Origin of the sequence: Burkholderia sp. BCC1638 (genome assembly GCF_902833195.1) — a bacterium.
GTDB classification, from domain to species: domain Bacteria; phylum Pseudomonadota; class Gammaproteobacteria; order Burkholderiales; family Burkholderiaceae; genus Burkholderia; species Burkholderia diffusa.
This window is the reverse complement of the sequence record NZ_CADFEC010000057.1, coordinates 1-11,531: the sequence shown is the minus strand read 5'-3', so window position 1 is coordinate 11,531 and position 11,531 is coordinate 1. Positions and strand designations below refer to the sequence as shown.

The window sequence follows — 11,531 nt, the reverse complement described above, 5'->3', positions numbered from 1 at the left end:
CGTCCGCGGGCCACGCTGAACTGGCACACGCCTCTGGAAATCCTTGCTCAGATTCTGGCTAACCCCACGGATCGCGCTCCTGTTCAGTAACCCGCGAGGTGTTGCACTTCGCCCTTGAAACCGCCATGTGTTGAGCTACTAAGAACCCGGAGCAGGCCGAATACTGGGAACCTCGCGCGCCGCCGACACGTACAGCCTTTGACGTCAGCCAAAAATTGTTGAGTTGGCTACATGAAAGGGAGGGAGGGAGGGAGGGAGGGAGGGAGGGAGGAGTGATTCGACAAAGGCCAAGTCGACGCTAACGAGCACTGACAAATTGCCCGAGTTGGGCAAAACTACCGGCAACCAATCATGAACAGCCTGAACGCAACTTCCGACCAACCGGGAAGACGCCGATGATCAGATTGAGTTGTAGTGCGCCGAGTAAAGCAGGATGAGAATGAGATATTACAAGGGGCTTGACGAGCTTCTGCGAACAGAATTCGCCCGTCACCTGGGCACACATGCCCAAGTGACGAAGCCTCGGTGTTCAGAAATACACGTCTAGGTGTTCCGTGCGCCGCATCTGCACAAGATGCTCGATCGACCGAAGATTCTTGAACGACGCACTAGTCACAATGACGCGAACTCAATCATCGCCGGCCGATCAACAAACCGATCAGTACGCCAACCCCTAGGGCAGTTGCCGCCGACGTCCAGGGCCGATCGTGCACATACTCGTTTGCCACACGAGCCGTCTTTTTACCCTTCTCGACGACAATCACTTGGGCGTCCGCTGCCTTTTTCCTGACCTGCTTGAGTCGATCACCGACCGCATCACGCACGCTCTCTTCACCGTCCGCTTGACCACCGACAGCTTCGCTATCAGCCCCCTTCACATCCCTTTCTGCTGCGCCCTGCAAGCTAGCCAACGTAGACATCGCGATCTCCCTTCTATCGATTGCTTACTGATTTCATGTCACGTGCGGACACCAGTTCGACGATCTTACGATCGCATTCAATGCCGCGATGAACACCGCAGCTCGCTTGACATGCTCCTCGAATCATCGTTCTACTGGATCAAAGGTCATCTGGAATACCTTGTACGCATCGACTAGTGACGCCTGCGAGATACCGTACGTCATCGATTTTTTGCTGACAAGAGGCATGCGTATTTCGACTAACCTGTTGCTATTCGCGGCATCGAGATACAGGAGACGACAACCTCATCTGTTCAACGAAGTGAATCCCGACGACGAGGTCCTGCAATTGTGCTCGACGGCGATATCGGAGGTGCAACGTGCATCTCCGGTGAAACTTGCACGGATGCTTGCGCTTGACGCGCGTCGCGTGACCGCTATCGACGTCGAAGCTTGCTGACCGGCTGATGCGTCCGCGGATCACCGAATGGCTGCTTTCTGGAAAGCCGGTTGGCCCCTCAGGGTTGTGGAGTCACCCCGTCGATGCAGCACACTTGCATTTCCGCGACCGCGAAAATCAGGCAGAATCCGCTCGTGCTATATGGTCTGCGCCGCAGACGGCAGTGTTCGTCATCGCGTTCCACTTTCGTGGACATCGGCCCGGCATCGCTGTCCGCTCCGCGCATTGATTCTGTCTCAGTGTTGCCCGATCCTTGATCAACGTTTCCGCTCCCGCGCCGATGGCGCGTGCGGGATGCCTTTCAACCGTCTGCCCAGAGCCCAGCAATGACGACCCAGCAACCGACAATCATCTACACCCTCACCGACGAGGCCCCGCTGCTCGCGACCAGCGCATTCCTGCCCATCATCCGGACCTTCACCGGACCGGCGGGCATTCAGGTCGAGACCAGCGACATTTCGGTCGCCGGGCGCATCCTGGGTGAGTTTCCGGAGTTCCTGACCGACGCGCAGCGGGTGCCCGACAACCTCGCAGAACTGGGCAGGCTGACTCAACTTCCCGACACCAACATCATCAAGTTGCCCAACATCAGTGCATCGGTGCCGCAGTTGGTGAGCGCGATCAAGGAACTGCAGGCCAAAGGCTACAACGTGCCGGACTATCTGGAAGATCCGAAGACCGACGAGGAGCAGGTGATCCGCCAGCGCTATTCGAAGTGTCTCGGCAGCGCAGTGAACCCCGTACTGCGCGAAGGGAATTCGGACCGCCGCGCGCCCGCTGCGGTGAAGAACTACGCCCGCAAGCATCCACACAGCATGGGCGAGTGGAGCATGGCGTCACGCACGCACGTCGCGCACATGCGGCACGGCGACTTTTACCACGGCGAAAAGTCGATGACGCTCGACCGCGCGCGCGACGTCAAGATGGAACTTGTCACCCGGAGCGGCAAGACCATCGTGCTGAAGCAGAAGGTCGCGCTTCAGGACGGCGAGATCATCGACAGCATGTTCATGAGCAAGAAGGCGCTGCTCGCGTTTTACGAGGACCAGATGGAAGATGCGCGCAAGAGCGGCATGATGCTGTCGCTGCACGTGAAGGCGACGATGATGAAAGTTTCGCACCCGATCGTCTTCGGCCACGCTGTGAGAATCTTCTACAAAGATGCGTTCGCGAAGCACGGTAATCTGTTCGACCAATTGAGCGTGAACGTCAACAATGGCCTTGCGAACCTCTACGAGAAGCTGGATTCGCTTCCGGAATCGAAGCGCGAGGAAGTCATCCGCGATCTGCACGCCTGCCATGAGCACCGTCCGGAACTGGCGATGGTCGACTCGGCCAAGGGTATCTCGAACCTGCACGCGCCAAACGACGTGATCGTCGACGCATCGATGCCGGCGATGATCCGCCTCGGCGGCAAGATGTGGGGGGCCGATGGCCGTCCGAAGGATACCAAGGCGGTGATTCCAGAGAGCACGTTCGCGCGGATCTATCAGGAGATGATCAACTTCTGCAAGACCAACGGCAACTTCGATCCGGTCACGATGGGCACCGTACCGAATGTCGGCCTGATGGCGCAGAAGGCCGAGGAATACGGCTCGCACGACAAGACCTTCGAAGTGCCGGAAGACGGCGAGGCGCGCATCGTCGATGTCGCGACGGGCGAGGTGCTGCTCACACAGAACGTCGAGGAAGGTGACATCTGGCGCATGTGTCAAGTGAAAGACACGGCAATCCGCGACTGGGTCAAGCTCGCCGTCACGCGCGTGCGCAACTCGAGCACGCCCGCCGTGTTCTGGCTCGACTCGTATCGTCCGCACGAATTCGAGCTCATCAAGAAAGTCGAGACGTACCTCAAGGATTACGACACCACGGGCCTCGACATCCAGATCATGTCGCAGGTGCGCGCGATGCGTTACACGCTCGAGCGCGTCGTGCGCGGGCTCGATACTATCTCGGTCACGGGCAACATCCTGCGCGACTACCTGACGGACCTGTTTCCGATCATGGAACTGGGCACGAGCGCGAAGATGCTGTCGATCGTGCCGCTGATGGCGGGCGGTGGCATGTACGAGACCGGCGCGGGCGGCTCGGCGCCCAAGCACGTTAAGCAACTCGTGGAAGAAAACCATCTGCGCTGGGACTCGCTCGGTGAATTCCTCGCGCTCGCCGTGTCGCTCGAAGAACTGGGTATCAAGACAGGTAACGAGAAGGCCAAGATTCTTGCGAAGACGCTGGATGCGGCCACCGGCAGGTTGCTCGACAACAACAAGAGTCCGAGCCCGAAGACCGGTGAATTGGACAACCGTGGCAGCCAATTCTACCTAGCGATGTACTGGGCGCAGGAACTGGCGGCACAGACGGACGCCGCCGCGCTGGCCGCGCAGTTCGCGCCGCTCGCGAAGCAGTTGGCCGACGACGAGCAAACGATTCTTGCGGAGCTGTCGGCCGTGCAAGGCAACCCGGCCGACATTGGCGGCTATTACAAGCCCGACTTCGACAAGCTCGATGCAGTGATGCGGCCGAGCCGGACGCTCAATGAGGCGCTCGCTGCGGTTCGCACTCAGTGAAATCGCGCCGCCCGGCGAGCGCGGGCGGCTAGTATTCTGGTCCGTTGTAACTGATCGACGCGATTCCACCGATCCGCGGATTGTGCGACCAACCGCTGAGCAGACCGCGTGTGGGCTACACCGATCGCCTCATCCCGAAACTTCTCCAGCCGGCCGGGCAACAGGATCACCTCACCTGGCCCGTCTCATCCCCGAGGCTCATGAAGAGCACGTCATTGTCCGCTCAGTATCGTGACCATCCAGCAAGCCCGAGCAAGCTGTCCGCCGCGCAGCGTCGTCAGTTGATCAGCCCGCTTCAGGTGGTCGAGCGCCAGACGATCCCAGACGCCATCTCCGTGTTAGCGTCGTGACCACGCGTTGCTGTCGAGGAACGGACAGATCGATCGTTGCGGAAGACAGCCCCGTTCTCGGCGCCTGCCAAAGCCAAACAAGTGATCAGTCTGCCGCTAACTGGCTCCTGCGTGTGCGCAGGCGATAATGCGCGACCATAGCGTCTCCGCAGCCTCCCCCCGCTTGCGGGCGGAACGATACAAACGTATCTCGAGCTCCGTGACCCAGTGTGCGCCACCAGCGATGACGAGGCTACCGTCAGCCAACTCCTTCGTCATACAGCTTTCGGGCAGCCATCCAATCCCATGGCCGGCCTGCGCCATGCACTTCAACGCTTCAGACATGTGCGTCTCAAAGCAGCGATGTAGTTCGTACTGCTCCGTCGCGTTGAGCAGCAGCATCTCTACCACGTTGCCGAGGAACGCGCCGGACGAGTATGCGAGCAGTGGAAGCGGCTCTGACGGTGTGCCAGGTAGTCGGAACCGCGGCTTGCCGGTCATGTCCGGCGCAGAAACCGGCATGATCCGTTCGATGCCGAGGCGGATAAATGGATAGTGATTCGGATCGAGCAGAATCGGAAGCTGAGGATGGTGATAAGCGAGCAGAAGGTCGCACTCCTCGCTAGCAAGTTGCTGCATACCCTCTGGCACGTTCACCGCGTTGACTTTGACGGTCACGTGACCAACGTCATTCTTGAGCCGCTGCAGCCACGCCGGGAATAGCGTGAAAACCAGCGTGTGAGCGACAGCGAACCGCACCACCTGTTCGTTCGTCGAGAATTCGTCGTACCCATTCACGAGGTTACGAGCCGCGTACATGCTGCGCAGGATATCAGCGGCCAGCGCACGGAACATCTGACCGGCCGGTGTCAACGCTACCGGTGCAATGCTCCGATCCACAAGTTTCGCCCCCATCCAAGTTTCGAGCGCGGCGATCCGGCGGCTGAATGCCGACTGTGTTAGATGCCGGTTACGGGCTGCGCGTGAAAAGCTCTTGGTGTCCGCTAGGTTCAAAAAGTCTTCGAGCCACTTTGCTTCCATTGCATACCTCCCAAAAAGCCCACAACGCTCTAGCGCTTGACGCTGGTACCGGCGCTCACGATCGAAACCAGAAACACGCTGGCGAGTTGGAAAACCGACACCTTTTCCTTCAGCACGCCCCATTCCATGAAGCTCGAGACGGCAGACTCGAGACTCATCAGGGTGCCGAAGATCCGTACGTTGAGTCGACGAAGCATCGACATCTCAATCGCATGGGGAATGAGCGGAAGCAGCAACGCGATGCCGGCAGCGTGCGCGAGATCCGCAAGTGTCACGGTTGCACGACGCAAACGCTTAGCGACACCGGGAATGGAACGCCAAGTGACAGCGACAGTCCCTCAATCCCGCTCTTACGCACCGCAACGCTGCGTGTCAGTAAAATATAGACGGCCCAGTAACCGGTTGTCGCGGACGCGAGTGCGAAGCCCAATAGGTCATACCCATGAAAGTCTCTGTACGCGAAGCAGGTAGCGATCGCGTCGCCACCACTTAAGTGAGCGATCATCGGTACGGACAACGCGACGCTGATCGGTGTGAAGAAAATAGACGCTGTAGGCCTGAGTGCCCGCGGTACCACGTCGCGCCCCCGGGGATCACAATGTGACTTTGCTTTTTTATCATTATGTAACCGGTTAATGCGATCTGCTCGATCGATTGGTGAGCGCTCGGCATCTGAAACCGAGTAGGTCGAAGATCCGTCTCGTGCGGTACAGCGCCTCAACATCTGCCATAACCGAGCCATAGTGGCCGCATCCGTGCGAGTGCGGTATCACTCCCTTGTTTGACCGACTCGGCTCACCGAGTGGCATCTGTCTCACTCGTCCATTCGTCGCATCGCGATCTCGACGGCGAGTGTTTCCCTACACGCTGTCGAGCGGTGGATCGTCACCGGTGCTACGCCACGAGCGTCGACGCCTGCGGCGAGTTTCACATAGCGCTCGTTGGGACAAATATTGTCGACAGGATCGAAGCCGACCCAGCCGAGGTCATTGACATACGCCGAAGCCCACGTACGGCTCGCAGGCCGTGTTTCGTAATCATCCGCTAGCACATAGCCGGATATGACGCGTGCTGGAATGCCGAGCCGGCGCGCAATTGTAATGAATACGTGTGCGTAATCCTGACATGAGCCTCGCCCGCTCATCCATGCAGACTCCGCATCTGTCACGGTATCTGCAGTGTTCGACGCGTATGCCAAGCGGTCATGCACGATTGCCATCAGTTCATGTAGCTGTAAGAGCCGGTCGGTCCTACCTTTTAGCGCTGCCGCCAGCTCCTTGAGCGAATTCCCCGATCGTGTCAGCGGCGACTCCCGCAAAAGCAACCACGGAGGTGTGTAGCCTTCCGGATGGTCGAGCATGCACATCTTTTCGTGCGTCGTCACTTCGCCACGCGACACGATCACGATTTCGGTCGCGTCGGCGATGCTGCTTGTCAAGTCGACATGGTTTTCGAATCCGTCGACGTACGACAGTTCCGGTGGCCGATCGTTGGCGAGGACTTCCCAGCTCAGAACCGTTTGGCTGCGGCTCGTCGGCGGACGAAGCCGCAGGCGCTGTAGCATATGCGGCACAGGTCCGTCGTAAGAGTACCTTGCTGAGTGGACGATCTCGAGTCGCATCGCAAGTCTCAGTCGAAGTTGTAGGCCTGGGCGATTTCGAGCCCGAGGCTGTTGTTGCGGCCGATGAAGTCGGTCAGGAACTCGTGCAGGCCGCTCTTGAAGATCCGCTCGACCGAGGTATCGGACAGCATTTGCAGAATCTTCGTGGCCGTGTCGTGACACGGGTGTGTCACGCCGTAATCCTTCGCGAGCAGGTTCAGGCTCGACACGACGCGCCCGTAGCAATAACGCAGTGAACGCGGCATGCGGCCGTTCAGGATCAGGTAGTCGGCGATGTTCATCGGCTTGTACTGCACGTCGTACACCCAACGGTACGAACGGTGCGCGGCGACGCAGCGCAGGATGGTCTCCCACTGGTAGCTGTCGAGGATCGTGCCGACGTGCGACACGGACGGCAGCAGCAGGTGGTACTTCACGTCGATGATCCGCGCGGTGTTGTCCGCGCGCTCGATGAATGCGCCGATCTGCGCGAAATCGAAGATCTCGTTGCGCAGCATCGTGCTGTAGAAGCTGCCGAGGATCAGCGCGGTTTCGCGCTTCACCTGGTCGAGCACGGCCGGCAACTCGCTCTCCGGCACCGGCTGCGCGAGCGCGCGGCGCAGCGCGAGCCACGCGCCGTTCACGCTCTCCCACGCCTCGCGCGTGAGCGCGGTGCGCACCATCCGCGCGTTCGAGCGCGCGGCCTCGATGCACGCCAGCACGCTCGACGGGTTGTCGCGGTCGCGCAGCAGGTAGTCGGTCACGGTATCGGCCGCATACGCGTCGTATTTCTGCCGGTAGCCGTCGTCCGTGCCCGAGCTGACGAGCACCGACGACCATTCGGCCGGCGCGTCGGACGTGCGCGTGAGTGCCATCCGCAGCCCGGCATCGACGATGCGCGCGATGTTCTCCGCGCGCTCGATATAGCGGTACATCCAGTAGAGACCGCTTGCAGTACGTCCCAGAAGCATCTCGTGTCCACTCCGTCTTCATTCGGTTGGCGCGCCGGTTGCGGCGCGCGCGGTCGCGTCCGGCTCAGTCGGCCAGCACCCAGGTGTCCTTGGTGCCGCCGCCCTGGCTCGAGTTGACGACGAGCGATCCCTCCTTCAGCGCGACGCGCGTGAGCCCGCCCGGCGTGATGCGGATCCGGTCCGACACCAGCACGAACGGCCGCAGGTCGACGTGGCGCGGCGCGAGGCCGGCGTCGGTCAGGATCGGCGTCGTGGACAGCGCGAGCGTCGGTTGCGCGATGTAGTTCGCGGGGCGCGCGCGCAGCTTCGCGGAAAACGCCTCCAGCTCGGCCTTCGACGCGCACGGCCCGACCAGCATCCCGTAGCCGCCCGAGCCGTGCACCTCCTTCACGACCAGTTCGTCGAGATGCTCGAGCACGTACTTCAGGCTGTCGGCCTCGCCGCAGCGCCAGGTCGGCACGTTCTCCAGCAGCGCCTTGCGGCCCGTGTAGAACTCGACGATCTCCGGCATGTACGAGTAGATCGCCTTGTCGTCGGCGATGCCCGTGCCGGGCGCATTCGCGATCGTGATGTTGCCCGCGCGGTACACGTCCATGATCCCCGCGACGCCGAGCACCGAATCGGGGCGGAACGTGAGCGGGTCGAGGAACGCGTCGTCGACGCGGCGGTACAGCACGTCGATCGGGCGGAACCCTTCGGTCGTGCGCATCGCGACGCGGCCGTCGATCACCTGCAGGTCGCTGCCCTCGACGAGGTGCACGCCCATCTGGTCGGCGAGGAACGAATGTTCGTAGTACGCGGAATTGTGGATGCCGGGCGTGAGCACGGCGATGGTCGGGTTGTCGGCGTTGCCGCCCGGCGGGCACACGGCCGCGAGCGACTGGCGCAGCAACTGCGGATAGGTTTCGACCGGACGCACCTTCACCTGCTGGAACAGCTCGGGGAAGAGCTGCATCATCGTCTCGCGGTTTTCCAGCATGTACGACACGCCGGACGGCGTACGCGCGTTGTCCTCCAGCACGTAGAACTCGTTCTCGCCGGTACGGACGATGTCGACGCCGATGATGTGCGTGTAAACGTTTCCGGGCGGCCGGAAGTCGATCATCTCCGGCACGAATGCTTCGTTGTGCGCGATCAGGTGCTTCGGGACGATGCCCGCGCGCACGATCTCCTGCCGGTGATAAATGTCGTCGAGGAACGCATTGAGCGCCATCACGCGCTGCTCGATCCCGAGCGATAGCCGGCTCCATTCCGCGCCCGAGATAATGCGCGGGACGATGTCGAACGGAATCAGCCGCTCGGCGGCCTCCGCGTCGCCGTAGACGGCGAACGTGATGCCCGTCTTGCGGAACACGCCTTCCGCGTCGTGGGCCTTCTGGGCGAGGCTCGCGGGATTCTGCGCCTTGAGCCATGTATTCACTTGCGAGTACGGCGCGCGAACCTGCCCGCCCGTGTGCATTTCGTCGAACGGTGTCATGGTAATTCCCTCGTTTGTTCAGGGCAGCAACCGAAGGCGAGCCAGCGGCTGCCCCTCTTGCCCGTCACCCAAGCCTAGTTGTCGTCCTTCTCGAGGATTTTCTGCGTGAGCGCGACCGACGGAATCGTCGGTTTCAGCATCGTGCGTCGCGAGCGTTGACTGACCCATTTCCATCCCATCACGAGCATCAGTCCGACGAATGGAATCGACGCTACGGTGTACGTGCCATTCGGATAGTCGAACGCCATCAGCACAAGTACCCCGAGCAGAAACAACAAAACGAGCCATGACGTCAACGGGGCACCGGGCATCCTGAACGACACGTCGTTTACCTCGCCGCGCCTGACTGCCGTTCGGAACTTCATCTGGCAAACGACGATGAAGCCCCACGTACTGAGGATGCCGAGGGACGCGATGTTGAGCACAATCTCGAATACGCTGGACGGAACAAGATAATTCAGCAGCACCCCAACGAAATAGATCGCAACAGTTACAAGAATCCCCACGTATGGCACCGAATGTGAACTCATCCGCCCGAGCACCCCCGGCGCGGAACCACCCATTGCCAGAGAGCGCAGCACGCGGCCCGTCGAATACAACCCAGAATTCAGACTCGACAGGGCAGCAGTCAGCACTACCATATTCATAACCGAGCCAATGCCGGGGACGCCGAGCATGCCGAAGAACGTCACGAACGGACTCTGCCCCGCCTTGTACGCACTCCACGGCAGCAAGCAGACGAGTAGCACGACCGATGCCACATAGAAAAGCGCGATCCGCCAGATCACGTTGTTGATCGCACGTGGCAGTATCTTGCGCGCATCCTTGCACTCGCCTGCGGCAATACCGACGAGTTCAACCCCGGCGAATGCGAACACAACACCCTGCACCAACACCAGAGCTGGCATCAGCCCGTGCGGGAAGAATCCGCCGTTGTCCGTGATCAGGTGCATCCCCGTGTCGTGGCCGGTGACATGGCCACCGACACCGAGAATCACCGTGCCAATAATGAGAAACAGCACGATTGCGGCAACCTTGATCAAGGCAAACCAGAACTCCATCTCGGCAAACCACTTCACGCCGATCAGGTTCATGGTCGCGACAATGAACAGCGCGACAAGCGCAAAGGCCCATTGCGGCACACCAGCAAATGGTGCCCAATAATGCATGTAGAGCGCGACCGCCGTGATATCGACGATGCCCGCCATCGCCCAGTTCAGGAAGTACATCCAACCCGCAACAAAGGACGCTTTCTCGCCGAGAAACTCGCGTGCGTACGACACGAAACTCCCGCTAGTAGGCCTGTGCATCACAAGTTCACCGAGCGCGCGCAGAATCAAGAACGAAAATGCTCCGCAAACCAGGTAGACGATCGCAAGCGACGGACCAACGGCTTGCAGACGAGCGCCGGCACCGAGAAACAGACCGGTGCCAATCGCGCCGCCGATCGCAATCATCTGAACTTGCCGGTTGCCGAGAGTTTTATGATAGCCAGCTTCGTGCGATTCGAGCCAGTTCTGCTTGGTGTTCTCGCCGTTTGATGACGGCTCGGGAATCGATGCCATGATTGCATCCTCTTATGCTGCGTGATTTCGTTCGAACCATACCGCGATCCGTACCCACTGGTGCCCGCAGTCTCGCGACGGCGCATTACATATGCGCATCGTTTCTATCGCATACAGACAATGGAGAATGACACCATCAACCCGAACCGTACGCAGCCGTAATTTCGCTCACAAACGCTATGCAAATTTCGACTTACTCTGTCCCAGATTGCGCATGCGACGGAGACAGAAAACGTCTTGAAACGCGACCCAATTTTTGGGGATGCAACGCGACGATTACAAAAATGTCTTGTTTTCCGCATACGCGTAGCGCATCGCTCGGCATTGCCGTGAGCGACACGCTACGCGTATTCGGCATACAAGTCTCTGGAACCTTTCACTCGGCATTTTCGACATGAACGCACGTCGATATCCCTAGGGAAACACTGATTTATCCGGCTCTGTGGTCATCGCTGACGCAGCCGAGGACGTTGTAGAAGATAGTTCACGGAACGGGTCCACGACGATGAAACGGCAAATGAGCTTTGCGGAAGCGGAAAGCACGGGCAAGAAGCGCATGACTCGGCGCCAGCGTTTCCTGGAAGAGATGGAGAAGCTCGTGCCGTGGTCGCGATTGCTGACG

General features: G+C 60.0%; 9 protein-coding genes and 2 pseudogenes. 4 read left to right on the top strand and 7 right to left on the bottom strand.

Going from position 1 to position 11,531, the window contains the following annotated elements; genetic code table 11:
- Positions 1-632: 632 nt before the first annotated feature.
- Positions 633-920 (bottom strand): DUF883 family protein, encoded by a 288-nt coding sequence (locus tag HWX22_RS30845; RefSeq protein ID WP_175889150.1) that lies wholly within the window; start codon positions 918-920, stop codon positions 633-635.
- A 765-nt stretch (positions 921-1,685) separates the two neighbouring features.
- Here HWX22_RS30845 and HWX22_RS30840 point away from each other — a divergent pair.
- From HWX22_RS30840 to HWX22_RS30830, 3 genes and pseudogenes are all read left to right on the top strand, one after another.
- Positions 1,686-3,926 carry an NADP-dependent isocitrate dehydrogenase gene (locus HWX22_RS30840; RefSeq protein ID WP_175889151.1) on the top strand — a complete coding sequence of 747 codons (2,241 nt, stop codon included), beginning with the start codon at positions 1,686-1,688 and terminating at the stop codon, positions 3,924-3,926.
- 44 nt (positions 3,927-3,970) lie between these two features.
- A pseudogene (locus HWX22_RS30835) lies at positions 3,971-4,054 on the top strand (IS5/IS1182 family transposase); the annotation flags it as partial.
- The gene (locus HWX22_RS30830; protein WP_175889068.1) at positions 4,037-4,276 is read left to right on the top strand and encodes a hypothetical protein; all 240 of its coding nucleotides are present in this window, start codon (positions 4,037-4,039) and stop codon (positions 4,274-4,276) included. The pseudogene HWX22_RS30835 and the gene HWX22_RS30830, both read left to right, overlap by 18 nt.
- Positions 4,277-4,372: 96 nt before the next feature.
- Here HWX22_RS30830 and HWX22_RS30825 read toward each other — a convergent pair whose 3' ends face one another.
- The 6 genes from HWX22_RS30825 to ansP all read right to left on the bottom strand — a co-directional run bounded on the left by HWX22_RS30825 (position 4,373) and on the right by ansP (position 10,909).
- A complete protein-coding gene (locus HWX22_RS30825) occupies positions 4,373-5,296 on the bottom strand; it encodes a LysR substrate-binding domain-containing protein (protein ID WP_175889152.1) in 924 nt (307 codons plus the stop codon).
- A gap of 29 nt (positions 5,297-5,325) precedes the next feature.
- Positions 5,326-5,571, bottom strand: a complete 246-nt coding sequence (locus HWX22_RS30820) for an EamA family transporter (RefSeq protein WP_175889153.1) — start codon at positions 5,569-5,571, stop codon at positions 5,326-5,328.
- Between the two features lie 539 nt (positions 5,572-6,110).
- Positions 6,111-6,917 (bottom strand): transglutaminase family protein, encoded by an 807-nt coding sequence (locus tag HWX22_RS30815; protein WP_175889154.1) that lies wholly within the window; start codon positions 6,915-6,917, stop codon positions 6,111-6,113.
- Between the two features lie 8 nt (positions 6,918-6,925).
- Positions 6,926-7,867, bottom strand: a complete 942-nt coding sequence (locus HWX22_RS30810; RefSeq protein ID WP_175889155.1) for an alpha-E domain-containing protein — start codon at positions 7,865-7,867, stop codon at positions 6,926-6,928.
- A 64-nt stretch (positions 7,868-7,931) separates the two neighbouring features.
- Positions 7,932-9,344 (bottom strand): circularly permuted type 2 ATP-grasp protein, encoded by a 1,413-nt coding sequence (locus tag HWX22_RS30805; protein WP_175889156.1) that lies wholly within the window; start codon positions 9,342-9,344, stop codon positions 7,932-7,934.
- A gap of 74 nt (positions 9,345-9,418) precedes the next feature.
- A complete protein-coding gene (gene ansP, locus HWX22_RS30800; protein ID WP_175889157.1) occupies positions 9,419-10,909 on the bottom strand; it encodes an L-asparagine permease in 1,491 nt (496 codons plus the stop codon).
- A gap of 505 nt (positions 10,910-11,414) precedes the next feature.
- Here ansP and HWX22_RS30795 point away from each other — a divergent pair.
- Positions 11,415-11,531: pseudogene (locus HWX22_RS30795) on the top strand (IS5/IS1182 family transposase); the annotation flags it as partial.